The organism is Curtobacterium sp. 1544 (genome assembly GCF_040544915.1).
Lineage (GTDB): Bacteria > Actinomycetota > Actinomycetes > Actinomycetales > Microbacteriaceae > Curtobacterium > Curtobacterium pusillum_C.
Window position 1 is genome coordinate 16227 of sequence record NZ_JBEPKX010000020.1, and the last position, 16769, is coordinate 32995.

General features: G+C 63.7%; 15 protein-coding genes. 7 read left to right on the forward strand and 8 right to left on the reverse strand.

Annotation, left to right across the window (positions count from 1 at the left end):
- Positions 1 to 240: 240 nt before the first annotated feature.
- Positions 241 to 606 carry a hypothetical protein gene (locus ABIC61_RS12340; RefSeq protein WP_354030128.1) on the reverse strand — a complete coding sequence of 122 codons (366 nt, stop codon included), beginning with the start codon at positions 604 to 606 and terminating at the stop codon, positions 241 to 243.
- A gap of 272 nt (positions 607 to 878) precedes the next feature.
- Between ABIC61_RS12340 and ABIC61_RS12345 the strand changes: the two genes are divergently transcribed.
- The 5 genes from ABIC61_RS12345 (at position 879) to ABIC61_RS12365 (ending at position 7105) form a co-directional block, all read left to right on the forward strand.
- Positions 879 to 1415 carry a hypothetical protein gene (locus ABIC61_RS12345; RefSeq protein ID WP_354030129.1) on the forward strand — a complete coding sequence of 179 codons (537 nt, stop codon included), beginning with the start codon at positions 879 to 881 and terminating at the stop codon, positions 1413 to 1415.
- Between the two features lie 115 nt (positions 1416 to 1530).
- Positions 1531 to 2727, forward strand: coding sequence for a ComEC/Rec2 family competence protein (locus ABIC61_RS12350; protein ID WP_354030130.1), 1197 nt, complete (start codon positions 1531 to 1533; stop codon positions 2725 to 2727).
- A gap of 112 nt (positions 2728 to 2839) precedes the next feature.
- The gene (locus tag ABIC61_RS12355) at positions 2840 to 3871 is read left to right on the forward strand and encodes a hypothetical protein (protein WP_354030131.1); all 1032 of its coding nucleotides are present in this window, start codon (positions 2840 to 2842) and stop codon (positions 3869 to 3871) included.
- A gap of 790 nt (positions 3872 to 4661) precedes the next feature.
- Positions 4662 to 5474: a helix-turn-helix domain-containing protein gene (locus ABIC61_RS12360; RefSeq protein WP_354030132.1), complete on the forward strand. Its 813-nt coding sequence runs from the start codon at positions 4662 to 4664 to the stop codon at positions 5472 to 5474.
- A gap of 245 nt (positions 5475 to 5719) precedes the next feature.
- Positions 5720 to 7105, forward strand: coding sequence for a hypothetical protein (locus tag ABIC61_RS12365; protein ID WP_354030133.1), 1386 nt, complete (start codon positions 5720 to 5722; stop codon positions 7103 to 7105).
- 456 nt (positions 7106 to 7561) lie between these two features.
- Here the strand turns inward: ABIC61_RS12365 and ABIC61_RS12370 are convergent, their stop codons facing one another.
- The 3 genes from ABIC61_RS12370 to ABIC61_RS12380 all read right to left on the reverse strand — a co-directional run bounded on the left by ABIC61_RS12370 (position 7562) and on the right by ABIC61_RS12380 (position 9995).
- Complete coding sequence (locus ABIC61_RS12370) at positions 7562 to 9199, reverse strand: hypothetical protein (protein WP_354030134.1); 1638 nt, start codon at positions 9197 to 9199, stop codon at positions 7562 to 7564.
- A gap of 153 nt (positions 9200 to 9352) precedes the next feature.
- Complete coding sequence (locus ABIC61_RS12375) at positions 9353 to 9601, reverse strand: hypothetical protein (protein WP_354030135.1); 249 nt, start codon at positions 9599 to 9601, stop codon at positions 9353 to 9355.
- A gap of 139 nt (positions 9602 to 9740) precedes the next feature.
- A complete protein-coding gene (locus ABIC61_RS12380; RefSeq protein WP_354030136.1) occupies positions 9741 to 9995 on the reverse strand; it encodes a DUF3892 domain-containing protein in 255 nt (84 codons plus the stop codon).
- 209 nt (positions 9996 to 10204) lie between these two features.
- Between ABIC61_RS12380 and ABIC61_RS12385 the strand changes: the two genes are divergently transcribed.
- Positions 10205 to 10750, forward strand: coding sequence for a hypothetical protein (locus ABIC61_RS12385; protein WP_354030137.1), 546 nt, complete (start codon positions 10205 to 10207; stop codon positions 10748 to 10750).
- 215 nt (positions 10751 to 10965) lie between these two features.
- On the opposite strand, the gene ABIC61_RS12390 is transcribed toward ABIC61_RS12385, so the two are convergent.
- Positions 10966 to 11538 (reverse strand): hypothetical protein, encoded by a 573-nt coding sequence (locus ABIC61_RS12390; protein ID WP_354030138.1) that lies wholly within the window; start codon positions 11536 to 11538, stop codon positions 10966 to 10968.
- Positions 11539 to 11799: 261 nt separating this feature from the next.
- A complete protein-coding gene (locus ABIC61_RS12395) occupies positions 11800 to 13062 on the reverse strand; it encodes a hypothetical protein (RefSeq protein ID WP_354030139.1) in 1263 nt (420 codons plus the stop codon).
- 277 nt (positions 13063 to 13339) lie between these two features.
- On the opposite strand from ABIC61_RS12395, the gene ABIC61_RS12400 reads away from it, so the two are divergent.
- Positions 13340 to 14350: a hypothetical protein gene (locus ABIC61_RS12400; protein WP_354030140.1), complete on the forward strand. Its 1011-nt coding sequence runs from the start codon at positions 13340 to 13342 to the stop codon at positions 14348 to 14350.
- A 1270-nt stretch (positions 14351 to 15620) separates the two neighbouring features.
- On the opposite strand, the gene ABIC61_RS12405 is transcribed toward ABIC61_RS12400, so the two are convergent.
- Positions 15621 to 16496, reverse strand: a complete 876-nt coding sequence (locus ABIC61_RS12405; protein ID WP_354030141.1) for a hypothetical protein — start codon at positions 16494 to 16496, stop codon at positions 15621 to 15623.
- A gap of 56 nt (positions 16497 to 16552) precedes the next feature.
- A complete protein-coding gene (locus tag ABIC61_RS12410; RefSeq protein ID WP_354030142.1) occupies positions 16553 to 16753 on the reverse strand; it encodes a hypothetical protein in 201 nt (66 codons plus the stop codon).
- Positions 16754 to 16769 lie beyond the last annotated feature (16 nt).

Genomic DNA, 16769 nt, shown 5'->3' on the forward strand with positions numbered 1-16769 from the left:
CATGACTGACATCGACGAAACAACAGCGGCGACTGGGACGCGTCCGCGGAGCCTGCTCGCTGCGACAACAATCCATCTGATGACACCGACGACGCTGGCCCGCGGGCTCGCTCTCGTCGGAGTGCACTGGTCCGTGACCGAAGACCCTGCCGACAACGAGCACGGACTCTACGCGTGGGTTTCGGGCCAAGCGAGGAGACCGCCGCTTCGCTCAGGTGTCCTGTACATCGGCATTGCCCGCTATGCACGGGTCCGCATGTAGCGGGTTTCACCGTTGCGGTCGCGGGCACGCTTGAGGTACTCGTCAGCTTGCTTCCGGGTCTGGGGTGCGCGGCCGGCGGCGGTGCGGCGTTCGTCCTCGCGGACGTCGTGTTCGTGCTTGATGATGCGCCGCATGTTGGACGCGACGGCGAAGAGGGCGAGTGCGAACTGCTGCGCGGCGAGGCCGTGCATGGGACGGCTCATCGTGTTTTCGAGGTTGTGGTCCTTCTGCAGCAGCTTGTTGTGGGACTCGCTGCTGTTCCGGTCGACGCGGTACGTGTCGTACCACTCCTTGCTGCCGTAGCGGAGCTTCGGCCGTTGCTGCACGTGCGTGGTCGGCTTCACTGAGACGGACTTCTGGCAGCAGACCTTATAGTCCTTCTGCCGGTCGGTGATGTTCGACGGTTGGTTGCGGACACGGTCGGCGTCCTCGTCGCGACGGCGGTTGTGGTCGCCGGGGAGGGGTAGGTGAACGGGCCGGCGCTACGATTCCCGCGTGGTGGATATGTGGGGGCAAGTCGTACCGGGGTGGCTTTCGGCGGTTGGGACAGTTGGCGCAACCGCAGTCGCGGCATGGGGTTTGTGGCGGGCAGAACGAGCGACCGCTAGGGCTCGACGTGCTGCGGCCGAAGCGGAGGCCCGCCCCCGCCGAATCGAAGCGGAACAGCGCGAGCAGCGACGCGTCGCGTCGCGTCGCGGACGAGCGCAACCAGGCTGAGCGTGCGAGCGCGTCGGAGATCCGCGTCCCCTATGAAGTAGTGGACGAACCCGAAGCCGGACCAGCGTCTGCAGCATCACTGATCGGCGAGCGTCCCGCTTGGGATCCTGCAGAACACGACGTCGGACGAGACGGTCTCGTGACCGCGGCTGAGGTACTCAACATCAGCCCGAAACCGATCTTCGACGTCACTGTCTTCTGGATGGCCCCGAACGGCACCGCACAACTCGACTCGCGTCACGTCGACGCACTCCAGATCGAGCCCTTCGGGCGTATCCGGAAGCAACGCCCCCTCGGCCTTCTTCCCGGGATCGCCGGTGTCCCGGTCGAGGTCGAGTTTACCGACGCCGCGGGCCTGCGCTGGCGGAAAGACCGCGCCGGAGGGCTGCTGCGGCTCGATAACGGTGCGACCACGAGAGATGCGCAGATGGACTAGCGGCACCCCGCACAGAGCTCACGCGAGCCTACATGCAGTGGGAGGCTCGGGCTCCTTCGGGGTCTAGTACATACGCTATGTTGAGCAGATGTCAGTAGCAGGGGGCGGGGCGCCTGTGAGCGCAGATCGGGTGCAGTATCGGATCGGGCACGGCGGCTTCCACACCACCACCGTCGCGCAGTCCGGGGTGCCGGCGTTGACCTACGTATATGACGTCGGTGCGGCACCGAGTGTGCGGAAGCTGGAAGCAGCGATTCGTGACTTCGCGAAAGACCTGGTCAACAGAGGAATCACACGCATCGATTTCGTCTTCATCTCACATCTTGACGAAGATCACGTGAACCGATTGCGGTTCCTTGCGAAGGAGATGGAGCGGTCGACCATATCGGTCGAGACACTCGTCGTGCCCTGGCTCGGGCCCGTGTCGAGGCTGTTTGGGATGCTCCGGCAATCTCACCGATCTGCAAGCGCCGCGAGCATGAACCTGCTGCGATCTAACGCCAGCATTGCTGGGTTCGCGGCAGGCCTCGGAATCGACGAGGTCCTCTTGGTGCAGGATTCTGCCAATGCAGCTAACACGAACTTGTCTGTCGACGACGCTTCGCAGGTCGACGCGAACGGCACCGTCGTTGGCGCAGCGATACGCACAATCCCATCGGGAACCGACCTCACGCCGAACGGGCTGCCGTGGCGGCTGCTTGTGACGCAACTCACTGTTCCCCACAAGGCATTGCAAGAAGTTGCAAAACGGATCAAGTCCAAACTTCGCCTCAACGTGGAACTCGAAGCAGACCGCGAGACTATCGTCCGAAGTCATGCGCACAGGCGCGCGGCGCGGGGCATCATGGAGGACGTTGCCAAGGCACATGGCATCCCACGCGGGCGGACAAGCATCACCAACTGGTCATCAGTCGGTCTGTATAGCGGATCTACGAGCGTTCCTCTGGCGCATAGTTCCATTCCGCCGAAACCGGGTCACTTTGCCCACGCATGCACGAGCGGGTGGGTGCATACAGGAGATCTGCCGCTCGATGTCTCTGACGTGTGGAACGCGTTCGAGGCGGAATGGCGCCAATGGCTACCGGCAGCCATTCACACCTGCGTAGCAACGGTCCCGCATCACGGATCAATGAATGGCCACAATATCGAGCTGTTCAATCTTTTCGACCCGGGTCATGCGGTATTCACGTACGGACTGGAGAATGCTTCAAAGGCGATGAAGCGTCGGTGGGCGAAGAAGGTTGACCCGACGGATGCCCTGAGTGAAGTCAGGCGGTTCACGAGAGCGCAGGTGTGGGAGCTGTCAAACTGACGCAGTGCGGCACCTCGTCGGTGACTGCAGCCAGATGAGTTGCTCAGTTCGCGTGTGACAGTCCTCCGACGGTCCGGCTGGCGTTGTCGCTGGGTTACGTCATGCTCGAAGGGTGACGGACGAGTTGAATAGCGCCTGGTACACGGTGTTCGCGGCGCTGACCTGGATCACTCCTACGGCGCTGCTCGCCTGGTTCGCCTGGCTGTATGTGTTGTTTCTGAGCCAGGGGACCCGGGGTGGGGCGCTCACGCTGAGCCGCGCTGAGCGTCGATGGCTGCGTGACGAAGACGATGACGAGATGGCCGCGCGGACCCGATGGTCGCGGTTCCGCTCCCAGCACCTTGCGCCAGCGAGAGCCGTGGAAGCGGCGAACAGGGCACGATTCGTTGGCCCCCTGTGGCTCGCGCTGACATGCGGTGGTGGCTGCCTGGCCCTCGCTGCATTCCTCGCCTGGTCCTCGATCGTGAACCCGAACGTTGGCGGGACCGGCGCCCTGGCACTGGCATCGAGCTTCTTCTCGGCCGTGCCACTTCTCGCCACTGCGCTCATCAGACGGCGAGTATGGATGTGGCGTGCCCGCACACAGTGGCAAGTCGTCCTGCTCTGCGACCGGCTCGCCGAAGAGGCGGAGCGCGACGTCGACCAGGATCTGATCGCCCGCAGATCTGGGCTGATCCTTTCCACGCTCGCACGTAGAATCCCCGCAGGGCGCAGCACCATCACCTCCGAGGAACGCCTCCGGTGGATGAATGCGTTGCAGCCGGCGGTCATCACGCGCGCCCGACTCGTCGCCGCGGACCACACCCGTGAACGACGCTGGTCGAACTGGGTGCGGGACTGGAACGAGCAGATAGCGCGCGCGTTTCACCCGAGCGCATCGAAGCAGTCAACTCCAGACGTCGCAGTGGATGGGATCGAACGTCGAGACAACGATTCGCAGGGACTTGCCTGGCTCATCGTCGTGTGCATGTCCTTCACGGCGCTGGGGATCGTCCTCGCAGCAGCAACGGATGACGCGATCGACATGCAGGCCATCTGGGCGTGGTGGGATTCCGCGGCGGGTCGCATTACCACCACCATCTCCGGCATCGGCGGGCTTCTCGGCATCGCGACGTACTTCCGGCACCGGTCGGCACGCCGCTGACCTCGGATATTTACGACCGGATGCCTCGAGGCCGTCACTGGCACGGTGCCATCCACGCCTGGACGGTGGCGCCTGGACGTGACCGCGGCTAGTCCGTTCATCCTCGGTGGACGAGTGCCGGACCCCGACTCGGATTCGAGCGCCTAGCGGATGCCACCGGCTCGGCTGCGGCGCGCACAGACGCGAAGGAGTTTTTGGACGCATCCACTCGGAGCCGCCGAACGACCCTCGTGGCAGTCCTCAGCGCACCGGCGGGTGAAGCGCTTCTGCTTCGACGGTTCGCGCAGCTTCACCGGTGGTCGGCTCATCGCCGGATGACGAGGAGCCGACCACCGGGTTGCGTCGAGGTACTCGACTGTTAGCGGTAGCAGGACCACGCGTACGGCGAAGCGCTGTTGCTTGTGCTCGCTGACGCTGCGCCGCCGTAGAGGATCCGGCAACCGCCATTGAGGTCGATTGACCGGAACTGGTGGACCTTGTCGTTGTAGCAACGCCATCCGTATGCGTTCTGCGCAACAAGCGTTGGCACCCACCACGAGTCGTTGTTCTGTACTGCGCAGACACGACCGAGGTCCATGCCACCGACGCGGGTCGCAGCAGACGCCGGGGCGGCTGCAACAACGGACGCACCGGCGACGACTCCGGCTGCGACGAGGACCGTCACGAGGCGGGATAGAGCTGTCTTCATCATGTTCGACTCCTCACGTTGACCCTCCCGATGAGGGGCGATGACAGCTTGCAGAGACGAACCCGTTGAGGGATATCTCCCCCCAACGACAGAATGAGCGACATGCCGCGACCCCGACCCGAACCCGGCCGCCATGACACCCAGCAGCAGCAGCTCGGGTGGGAGGTCCGACAGCGACGTGAAGCGCTCGGGCTGAGCGTCGAAGCCGTCGCCGACGCAGTTGGTAGGGACCGCCGCGTCGTCAGGGCACTCGAAGATGGGAGGGAGCTGCCGTCAGAGGTCGTCATCCACCGTATCGACCAGACCCTCCACGCCCAGGGCCTCATCGCGAGCCGTTACAACGGCGTTGTTGCAGAGAAACGGATTAACCGGTACTACCGGTCGTTCCCGGTTCTGACCGCGGCCCCCGACGCCGACCCACTGTCCGACGCGTCAACGTTCATCGCAGAGACCATTCACGACGGCCAGCTGATGGCTCCAGGCGAGCCGTTCACCAAAACATGGACGATCTGGAACTCCGGCTCGATACCGTGGCGGAACCGGTACCTTCGCCGTCTCGGCGACAGTTCCGGAGGCGGGCTCATCACCACACCGCCGATGACCCTCATCAACGACACCGAACCTGGCGAGGTCGTCAGCGTCCGCATGCCCTGCCTCGCGCAGTACGCGGAAGGAGACAGCGTCGCCTCCTTCAAGATGGCGGACGAGCTCGGTCGGCTCTACTTTCCCGATCGCTACCACATCGGTGTGCAAGTGCGGATAACCGTCGTGCGCGGAAGGACGCCGCGGGGTACCCGACGGGGAGACGAGAGCGTTCTGCCTGGTGATCAGAGTCGGCTGTCCGAACCTGATCCGCAGGGCCCAAAGCCTCACCCCAGCGTCGGCTCCGATCAGCGCGATGAAGCAACGAGGTAGGTTGCGACGGTACGAACATCGAAGCCAGAATTTCTGGCACGGTCGCCCATCTGCCCATCTGCCCATCTGCCCATCTGCCCATCTGCCCATCTGCCCATCTGCCCATCTGCCCACCGGTCGAGACCAATGGCCGGATCTGATTGCCCGACGTCGGTCTGGAAACGATTTACGAGGACACTGAAAGGTCAGCTTTGGCGCGATTCCCAGACCCGGTGGACCTACGAGCTCTGCTGCATAGCAAGCGCGTGACTAACTCCGCAGCGTACCTCGCCCGTGCAGGTACTCCTCGGCTACCGAACGGTACTAACGCAGACGGCCTCTTCGACCTCTGGGAGCACTACCTCTCGGCAGGCGGCGACTCCGTGCATGCGGCAGCAGCGGATATCAAGCGTGTGAAAGCCTTCCTCCATCACATCGACACGCTGGTCGCGGCAATGCGCTCGGTGCTGTGGCGACGCAGGCTTTTCGTCAGCACAGATCTCCTCGGCGACATCCTGTTCGAGTCCCTGAGTGAGCCCGATCCGTTACTCGCGGTGTTCCGGCGGCTGAAGGCGAATGAAGCCACCGCCCGGGTAACCCTCCTATTCCCGCTGCGAGGCTTCGGGATCCGTGGAGCCGGACTCGGCCCCCTGACTGGGGAATTTGTCAGCTTCGTCGACGCGCGCAGAGGGTACGCCTTTACCCCTCAGACGAACAACCTCCAACGCACTCTGCAATTCGTCAACTCGACCACCCGACGGCTCGGTGTTCACGCGACCGCAAACCTCTCAGATCTCGAACACGTCCTGCGCTCGCGGGGCGCGAGATGGCTTGAGCGGAACCCGTTGCTCATGGTGTCGATCGCATCAGCCTCCGGATTCTTCTACGAGCAGGAGTTTCTGCAGCTCGGGCAGCTGAAGACTGTCGCTGGCGCACTCGTCATGATCAGCAGGTTCGATCCAGCAGCCGGCGGGCAGGTCGGGAGCATCTTCAGTTCGAGGAGCCTCAACAATTGGCAGACACTCGACACGAACCACTACCTCATGTTGAGTCGCCGCAGCCGACGATCCACAGACATGGAAGTACAACCCGTACCCGTGCACAGCCGCCGGGAAGTCCTGGAACTCACCGACCTCAACATCGAATTCAGCCCGTCCTCTATCGACGGCACGTCCACGCTGGCCCGCAACGCGTTCAGAGCAGTGAACGATGTATTCGACGGTTACCTCGCCAACCGGTTCTCTGACGACCGGCGTCACTATCCGGCAGGCCGGGTGTATGCGAAATGGCTGGAGTCCTTGTCGTATTTCCGCCGGTCAGTGCGCGACGAGGGGTCGTGGGAATCCGTGGTCGGACTTGCCACGGCCTTCGAGATGCTATTGACCGACCGTTATGCACGGGGCACCGCCGGACTGCTCAGCCAGCGAGTGAAGAGGCTGCTGCTGAGACAGCACGATCGCGCTGCCCTTGCCGCTGCGGTTGAGCGGGTGTACTTCGCCCGAAACGCGGCCGTCCATACCGGGCAGCTCGATACGCGCGACGTCCTCGAGGCGCAACGGGCCTATGTCCTCTGCTTCATCGCAGTGTCTCGTCGACGCGGGAGGATCCCCCCGTCGGGGAGCGGTGTTGCCCAAGCGCTGGCTGGACTGTGACGAAGGTCGGGTTGAACGGCTCCGTCAAGCTGCCCGTAACCTTCCTCGCCCAGCACGACGGTATCGCCAACGCAGGTTGGCGGGCGATACGCGCGACGTTGGCCGCCGGAACAAGCTGTGCAGGTCCCGGAACTGGTTCATGCACGACATGCTTCGAGCCGGCCTCGTCAGCGACCGGTTGGAACGTGTGGGGCTCGAGCGTCAATCCGATGGCGAGCAGTACATCACAGCGAGCCTAGAGTCCGCGCCGCACGTCGCGTCTCTCCAGGCGGGTTGGGGGCGAGGCGAAAGTCCAGCACCTCATCGGCGCTGTTGCCGATCTCTTCGAGGCGACCGGCCGGACCCGGGAGCATGCTTCGCCTGCGTCTGCGAGCCCCTCGAGGACCAGCCATATGCGAACAGAGCAGCGCTCGCGAATCGGCGATTACTTCGAATGGGAAGACAGCGTCGCGTCGGTCAGGTTCCGACCTGCTTCCGTGCAACGGCGTTTCGACGTGTCGAGTTGGTGAGTGCGAGGATGTCAGGCCGATGTTCGAAGAGATGCCGGAGCGCTGCAACGGCGACGCTAACGGCATCGATCGCGATACTCCTGAGGGTTTGGTCGTCGAAGGTGCGGGCTCCGTGGACGATGTCGTTTCGACGGCTGTAGATGGTCCGGTAGCGCCTTCTCGCGTCGTCACGGTCGAGTTTGTTCGAGTGGAGCAGACAGGCGAGCGCGTCAGTGACCGCTTCCGTCGTTTCGTTCCGCTCGTCAACGCCGAAGAGGTTCTCCCAGACGATGACCGCGTCGAGGAGCACATCTTCGGGTCGGGTTCGCTCGTTGATGGCGAGCAGTAGTCTGCGGACGGCGATGCCGACGTGCTGACGATGTGCACTCACTCGGTCGACCCATTCTTGCCACGACACGACCTCGGAGTCGGTGAGGCGTCTTGGGTGCAGCCCGGCGACGCGTGCGGGGTCGTCCCAGCCGACTGAAGGCCCGAAGCTCAGCGGTTCGAAGACGGTCCGCCAGGTTGAATATACCGATGGCGTGGACTGGGCGCTGCTGAGGAGAAGTCCGAGGCGAAGGTTCTCCGTCACTGTGTCGAACGCACGTGCTGTCTGCAAGGAGGCTGTGGGCCAAGGCTCGTCCGCGGCTTGCTGCCGAATCGTGAAGGCGAATGGCGCGTCGAACTCGAGGACGAGATCGCCAGCGTACGTGAGGGATGTGGATACTCCGTGGTCGTCATGGGTACTGGTTCCGCCAGCGAGCCCGGTCATGCGCGCGAAAAGACGATCGCGTCCGTCCGCGGGGCGCAACCGTGCAGATCCGAACATCGTGGTGCGGGAACCTTCTGGCAGGAGAACGCCAGTGAATCCAACGCGAGCAGGCACGTTGGTGACACCGCGTAGTGCACGGCGGGTGCGGCCAAGCGTGCGGGTGGCTTCGGTGGTGAGCTGCGTCACGGTCGGGGTGAGGGTGTCGAGGTGTGCCCGCGCCCATGCCGCGTTAACCCGCGCCCATGCCGCGTTAATGAGCTGGTCAACGAGAAGGGTCGGGGAAAAGGTCATCCCGGCACCGGTACTGCGGTAGAGGAGGTCCTCTCCGTGGCCCGGCTCAGCGCCGATCGTGAGTAGGCGGTGCAACTGCTGGTCGGAATCAGCTGCAGTCTGGAACACGTCGTGGAGGGGATGACTATGCAGGGACAGGAGCGGCATCGCCCCACGTGAGGCAGCAAACGATTCATGGATGAGTAGAGCGGGGTACGCGTCGACCGCGATACGCATCAGCGTCCGCTCCAGCGGGGGAGTGCGCGCGTCAATCTGCGGGATGGATCCGCCAGCGAACTCGCGGAGGGACGTGCCCAGCGCTTGACCGTCGATCCCGGACGGCCCGGTGAGCAAATGCGCCCAGGCGACGTGCGTCGAATCGCTGTCCGAGACGATGCGCACCTGGCGGGTCATCTCGAGCAGTTCGAGGACGGCTTCCTGCGCAGCGGTGAGTTCAGTTTCGGTGATGAAGTCATCGGCGTCAGCTGGATCGCGACCGAGGAGGTAAGACAGTGCCGGCTGACCGAGTTGATTACGCAGCGTCTGCAGCACCTCCGTGTTCATATCTTGACCGTATCGGGACCGTCCGACGCGGCGAACCTTCGAAGGCGCTCTGATCCAGCTCCCGGTTTACGGTGCGTCGGCAGCGTTGCGCCAAGTGCGTCAGCGTGAGCCAGCCAACCACCGAGCAACTCCCGAATTCGCGTGGAGCTGCACCTACTTGAGCTTCACCACCGGTACAACCCGAGTCCCGTCCTCGTCCCGCCAGCCGCCGGGCGCAGGACGGACGCCCCATGCGGACAGCAGCATCGTGACCTTCAGTTCGTCGTCTGGGTCGTGAATGTTGCCGCTGAACCCGATGAGGTCGCCAACCTTGTCGCCGGCGCCCGTCGCGTCGGGGTCGAGGCGCAAACGCCAGACGCGGTGGTGGCGCCAGTAGGTGGTGCGGGCAAGGCGGTTGGTCATGTCGAGACTCCTCAATCAGGGCACTATCGGTGGTGCCACAACCTCTACTATCGGCTGCGCTTGATCGCACCGACGGTGGGAATGACCGCGGTATAGACCTGAGATGCCGCCACGACGTCGTGGCGGCATCTAATCGTGATCAGAACGGCGGAAGGCTATCGAGGTTGTTCCTCGTCGTGGTGTCCGCCGTCGTCTTCAGGAACCTGCGGCCGCCAGCGGTGCTTCGGACGACGGCGTCCGCTCGCTGTGGGCACATCACGTAGAACCTGTTCGTTCCCGACTCGATCGACGACACAACCTGGGCGACCGTCCACTTCCAGGTGCCGGAAACGCCCACGTAGGTGAGGTCCCCGTTACGGTCCTTCTCGACGTTCTTGATCACCGAGTCCGCCATAATCTTCTCCTTCGAAGCCCGAGCGGCCGTCGCTCGTAGCAGACGTGAGAGTACGTCAGGCCCCCGACAAGGCCCGCGCGGGAATCCACGCAAGAGCACTGCATGTGTCAACTCGGCTCTTGTCGCCGTCGGAGGCATCAGCCAGTGCGGTCTTACCGACTGAGAGATTTAGTTCCCCTCCGCCATCCGCCGCGTGGCAGTGTGGCCACGTGGAACTCGATTCGCTGCGGACACTGCCATCCTCTGACCAGCGGGTGTTCCTGCTCGGCCGGATCACCGCTGAGACGACGAGCCTCGACGCGGCTCTCCGATTCGTTCACGCTGCTCTGCGCGGACGTCATGAGATCGATGCGTTTCTCGACGCGCCGCGGTACATCACGACCATCGTCAAGGAGTGCAAAGCGCTCCTCGCCCAGCATGATGGCATCGACGACGCCGGCCGGCGAGCAGTGAATGCGACGCTCACCGCCGCAAACAAGCTGTACGCGACGAGGAACCGGTTCGTCCACGACATGCTCCGCGCCGACCTACTCAGCGGCGGATGGGAACTAGCAGGGCTCGAGCGTCAACCCGACGGCGAGCAAAACATCACAGCGACCACATTCGACGGCATGGTCCAACTAGTCGAGGACCTCGTCGGTGTCACATGGCGGCTCCGAGGAGCGGCGTTCTACATCCTCAACGGCTCGTGGGGCGGCCTCGCGACCGGAGCCGTCGAAGGGCAATGGGACGGCAGCGCCGACTACGTAAGCTAAAAGGCTACAAGCCCCTTGCATGTGCTCACGCGACGCACTCCAAAGCGTGGCTGCGGAGGGACGCGCGCTCTCTGCCGCAGGTGCACTCGCAGCCGCCTATGAAAATACTCGCGGCGCTGCAGCACTATTTGCGCCAGTTTGCAAACGCAGAGACCTCAGCGTACCTGCGAAGCATATAAGCTGGACTGGATTCATAGCACCACGACGCTGCTGAGTCAGCGCCCTAGTAGGCGTCCCGCAGTTTCTCGAGCGGTTACCCGTCTCTGATTCTCTGCCTGTTCCTGACTGAGTGTGTTTTTCACATCGGCAAGTCGGTCCTCGAAGGAGTCCCGCTGGGCGATCAGCCCCGAGAGCGATCCCGCGAATCGGCTCACGACTTGGATTCGGACGTCCGGGTGGCGATCGTGCTCTGTGGCTTCGAGAAAATCGCGCAAGATCGCGGACGTGATGTAGCGGTCGCGTTCATCGGCGATCGCGTCAACGAGGGTGAGGCGAGCTGTCGCATCTGCTCGCAGCTGTCTGATCGCAACGCTGTTAGGTTCATCGCTGGCGCTCAACGCGTTGCCATAGGTGACCAGGGAAGTCACGGCAGGTTCTATCACTCGCAGGAGCTGATCCCGGTAGCGCTCGCGGTCCGCAGCTTCGCTTCTCTTCTTTTCGCGATCGCTGACCTCTCTCGCGAGTTCCCGCGAGCCGTAAGCCACACGGATGGTGGTGAAGCCGACGGTCAGCGCGGCGACGACTGCCATCAGCCCCGTGCCGATGTCCTTCCACCAGTCGTACGTCATCCAGCCAGGGACCCAGCCGCATATCACTCGTAGACCATATCGCCACGCGAGGCACTAGATGTATGAGCTTCTGTGAGGCAGAAGTGCCGTAAGCGCCGGCCAGGATCGTCCGCTTGCGTGAGCCCCTGCCGGAGGGTCGGGAGCATTCGCGGCACCCCGACGGTTCCGGACGATCACTGCTTGGCGATGCTGAACCGACGATCGTGCAGAACGTCGTCGTACCGGGTCGTCTGAGGCCTTGGTGTCGAGGGCCGAAAGTGTTTACTTCTCCAGCGCCTTCACCACTGACGCTAGCGTGCGGTGCAGCTTCACTCGAGCCCGCTGACGCCGAACCGACTGCTGGAGAAGACCGATCGTTCGTCGCTCACCGACAACGTGGTCGGCGTAGCCGGCCGCTGTGCACGGGTAGAAAAGGTCAGTGAGGTCGTTTCCTTCCCATTGACCGGAACCGAGGAGCTTGTCGATCATTGTTGCGCGGAACAGCGATATCGCGGGTGCCCCAAGCTCCGGGCGGTGCCACGTTGACTGTGTCCACGTGGACATCTCGCTTGGGGTGAGCCCCGCATCGAAGGCAGCCTGCGCGATCTCTCGGGTGGCATCCGAAAACATAAAAACCTCGGCGGCGCGCCGTCGTTGCTGCTTCGTTCGATCGGTCTCGCCGGAGAGCCATGTGGAAAACTCCTGCACTCGCTGCACCCAGCCCGCCATGTCGCCGCGCGGCGTCGCCTGCTGGTCGAGCATCATCGAGGCGTAGATCACGTTCGACAACGACGCCGTATAGGCGTAAGTCCACTCGGCGGGAAGCTCAGCGGGCGCCTCGCGGGGAGAGGACCCTTCTCGGGTTGCAGGGTCTAGGGCGGCGTACGGCTCCAACGTGAAGACGTCCGGCACTGGTGCCGCCGGCCTGCCTGCGGAGCGGGCGAGGACCTGGCGAAACTCTGCGGCTCGAACCTGGAGGGGGTCGCGCATCTGCCATCCGCCGCTGCAGGACATGATCGTTACTGCCAGCTCGTAGCGTCCCTCGTCGTTCCCGAAGCTACCCGTTTCGCCGAGGTGAGCGGCGGACAGCGGCAGAATCACCTTCCCCAACGAAGCCATCCTGATGAGGCGCCATGCCGCTTGAAGCTCGTCGTCCGACCGCACTCGCCAGGGGGCGTTGACTGACTTGCTCAGCGTGCTCCACTGGTTCTGGTCCAGGTAGACCACGGGACGGTCATGCAGCGGTGATGAGTTGAAGCGCGATCCGAACCTCGACGAGAAGCCATCCCCTCGAGCGGTCTTGAAGAACACCTCCCGTCGCCAGGGGTGAACTTCCACGACGGCGAAGTCCTTCGCGTGCTTAGCGAACGAGGCGTCTCCGCGGACACCTCGCACGAGCCCGCTTCGGAACCGGAGCGCAACCATGTTGTCGTCAGCGCGCCACTGGAAGGCCTCGATAAAGTCGGACGTTGTGCTGTCGCCGCTGACCGCCGGCTCAGATGCATCGCCGGGAGCGCCAGCAGGAGGAGCAGAGGGTTCGTCCACAATCAGATCGTCTCACCGGCGGGCGACAGCGAGGGCGCGCACGTCAGGCTCATGGCGCACGTTCATCTCTGGTTACCCCCACTGAGCTGCCCATGCGCGCCTGACGGGGCGCGGCAGAGTCCGACGGGCAGAGTCTGGCTCAACCGTGTGCGCCCTGGGGGCGCTCTGCGAGGATGAACCCATGACGAGAGGGTGGCGTGACCCAGCCGATGAGGAACACTGGCTTCCGCAACCGGTTTGGCCGGCGGCTCTTAAGCGTCCCGAGTCGCCGCCTCCAGTGCTCTTCCTCGACCTCAACCACTGGATTGAGCTTGCACGCGCCGACGCGGGGAGAGGCACGCTCGTCTACGAACGCCTCCTCGCCACACTGCGGCAGGCGGTCGCAGCCGACGCGGTCACGATCGTTCTCACCTCCGGCTTGTACCGTGAAATCATCAAGATCAAGGACCCGAAACAGCGTCAGTCCCTGACCAACCTCATCGCCGAACTCAGCGGTCCGCGCTACCTGCCAGGTCTGACCGACATCTTCCTGACTGAGCTCTCGACCGCGCTTGACGTCGTAACGGGTACCACCGGTACGCAGTACCAACAGTTCGACCTCATCGGCACGAGCGCTCTTCACGCTTTGGGCATGGTCGGTGGGCTCCGCATCATCGACAGCGACGGCGTGGACAGGACGGCAGAGCACCTTGCGAACACGCCAGGCTTCGCCGCCCGACTCGCGGACGCTAACGCGCAAGCCGAATGGATGCTGCTCGCGGGTCCTTCCGACGCGGACGTGCCGCGCTTGCGCGCGGACGGGTACGCCCCCGAAGGCCCTGAGCAGGCGGTACGCGACAACGCCGCCTTCGAAACCGGATGGTCGAAACTCATCGACCCCTACCGGAAGAGCCGCAGTATCCGAGACCTCGTCATCGCCAGGCACCTCACACTCGAGCTGCTTGACATGCTCGAGAACGAACGCGCACTCCGCCGACTCACCGTCGAAGACGTCGCAACGCCGGTGACGGCACGGAACCTCGTAATGAGCATGCCAAGCAACGCCACCATGGTCTCGATGCTTGCCGAATACCACCACAACCCGCAGAAGACGTGGACCGAGCATGACATCTACGACATTCACACGCTCGCTGCTGCCGTCCCGTACTGCGACATCGTCCTTACCGATGCCGCAGCACGCGACACCCTCACCCGCCGCCATGTGCACGAGTGGTTGAACACTGAGATGCCACGCCGAGCAGAGGACCTTTCCGATTCTTTGGATCAGCTGCTTCACGGTGCTGCCTGACGCTTGGGAGCTCGTTCCGGAAAGTTGGTACCGACGTCGTCATCGACGGCGCGGTCGGAGCGGCCACAGGAGCGATCGCCGCTGAGAGCGTCGACCCGAGTGCTGCTGCGCTCCTCGGCGTCGGTAGGCGGCCGCAGCAGGAGCGCTCAGATGGCTGCTCGGGCAGTACGCGCCGGCACCCGTCGAAGGCGACCAGGCGGTTCTCGCGACCCTCATCAAGGCAAATTGGAAAGCCGAGCGACCGTCGACGCCTGAGTGGATCGGCATTGTGCCAGCGCCGCCGTTTGACGCCGCTCCCGCGATGCCTCGCAGATCGACGACCGCTCTAAGCGGCGAGCAGCTGCCGTCGAGGTATGGCTCCTGATCTGGGATTTCTGCAAAAAGGGGAAACCTGAACCCGACCCAGGGGAAACTCAGCTTCAACGGCCACTGGGGCCGCCTCTGATCCGCGTCATTGAGCCGATCCGCGAGACTTGCAAATGACCCGCCAGCGGGCGATTCACGGATCTCGTTGAAAAGATTCACGGTTCTCGTGAAGCCCCTCGAAAGCCCCTAGGTTCGCCTGGGGGCTTTCGTCGTAGCTGATGCCGTGTGACACGCAGTGAGCCATGCGGCGGCGCATCGATGGCGGGAACGACGCCGCCCCTTCAGGAGCTCGGGCCGGCCCTGCGGTCGGCCCAGCTGCAACGTTCCTGCCTTGACCGAGGAGGGGTGACGTTGCCGTTCCCACGGGCCTGACCGCTCGCGCGTTCTTTCAGACCGGAGACGTCAAGCCTGACGCTGGTGTCAGATGCCGGCAGCGTGCACCGGTTTTGCAGTTCGCGCTCGGCTGCCGTCTTCGGTCGCTCTTGTGCTCCTGCCGCGACGGCGAGTTCTTCGGTCCCGCATGTCACTGGCGGTGTGTGGGGGGGGTGTCGTCCGTTCGGATTCGCGCGAACCAGCCCGCCGGTGCTGTCCAGTGGTGCGTGACCCTCCGCGACATTGCGTGGTCAACTGCTCATTGATAACGACACGCGGGACCGCGTTCCTTCGGGGCGTGCTCTCCAGCGCGTCGGATCCCCTGGGTTTTGCTCGGACGTGCCGAGGATCTTCTCGCCATCTGACGGCTCTGGGTCGTCGGGGCCCCGTCATGCTTGAGCTACGGAAGCGGCGAGCTACTCGCGTGAGAGGTCGGCTGCATCTCGCGAGTACGGCCGCGCATCGGAGGACACGGAAGTGCCCCAAGGCAGGACGGCCCGGGGCACTTCGTGAACAGCTTGGCGGTTACTTGCTAGCCGCGACCGTAGAGAGGAACCGTGATCGAAGCGGCAGTTCCGGTTAAGCCCGACGAGGAACGCGCTACATCGGAAGGTGCAGCAGCTTCTACGGCAACGGAGCCCTCATGAAGGCCTGCACCGCCGGTCCAGAACGCGCCGCCGTGGTCGTTCAGCCCCGCCTCTTCCAGGGCCGTTGTTCCCTCGAACTGCTCGGGCAGCAGCACTCCTTCAGCGCTACCCGAAGCGGTATCCAGACGGGTGGCGATGCCGCCTGTCGCAAATGACTCGGCCGTTGCGTAGGTCACGGAGCTGTAATCCCCGTCCACAGCGATGAGTGCAGTACCACCGCCTTCTACGTCAGCTGCCCAGAAGACGGTGCTTGCCTCGGCGCCCACCTCACGAGCCGTCGAGACGTCAACCCCGTGTTCCTGCAGACTGACCTGATCGACGGCGTCAGGAAGCTCAACATTCTCCGGCGCAGAGGGCGAGGCGGCTCGCATTCCACCGGTCGGGACGCCCGTGACTTTCACGGTCATTCGGATGGTTCCTGGGTCGTCCGGCTTTGCAGACTTGAGCTTCCAGTAGCCGGTGGTCACTGCGTTGTTGCGAGGACCGTTGAGCTGCTGCAGCGTCTGGCTACCCTGCGCAACCACCGACCCCCAGGTGAGCTTCGCGAAGGAGTTGGAGCTCGGCTTCAAGAACACCTGCAGTTCGGCCCCCGTCCGTGAGAAGGAGCGGGACTGCCCTGGTTCGGTGTAGGTCGTGTAGCCGCGGGTCTGCTTGTCGAGCCAGGTGTTCGATGCCGCCTGGGCGGGCGACGCAAGCCCGATAGCGAGCACGCTCGCCGTCGCTGCTGCCCCCAGTGCCATGCCAATACGGTTCTTCTTCACTGCTTTTCCCCTGTTCTTACCAACGGCCAGCTGGTAGCTGGGCGTAGTAGGCAGTGTTACTGCCCCCAAATGAAATACGCGACGACACCGCCAACGACGATCGCTCCGATAGGCACGAGATAAATCCAGCCGTGTTTGATCGGTTGTTCGCCTGGTTGATAGTCGCGTTGGAACGGAGCCACGGGATTACCACTCACACCCGGGAGGTAGTCAGCTGATCGCTGTCGGCGCGGCTCTTCGGGCTTCATGTTGGACATCGTGACTCCTTGACCT

Excerpts from the sequence above, each read along its gene's own strand:
- ABIC61_RS12380 (WP_354030136.1), bottom strand. The coding sequence starts at position 9,995 with ATGGCGGACTCGGTGATCAAGAACGTCGAGAAGGACCGTAACGGGGAC.
- ABIC61_RS12375 (WP_354030135.1), bottom strand. The coding sequence starts at position 9,601 with ATGACCAACCGCCTTGCCCGCACCACCTACTGGCGCCACCACCGCGTC.
- ABIC61_RS12370 (WP_354030134.1), bottom strand. The coding sequence starts at position 9,199 with ATGAACACGGAGGTGCTGCAGACGCTGCGTAATCAACTCGGTCAGCCG.
- ABIC61_RS12390 (WP_354030138.1), bottom strand. The coding sequence starts at position 11,538 with ATGACGTACGACTGGTGGAAGGACATCGGCACGGGGCTGATGGCAGTC.
- ABIC61_RS12410 (WP_354030142.1), bottom strand. The coding sequence starts at position 16,753 with ATGTCCAACATGAAGCCCGAAGAGCCGCGCCGACAGCGATCAGCTGAC.
- ABIC61_RS12360 (WP_354030132.1), top strand. The coding sequence starts at position 4,662 with ATGCCGCGACCCCGACCCGAACCCGGCCGCCATGACACCCAGCAGCAG.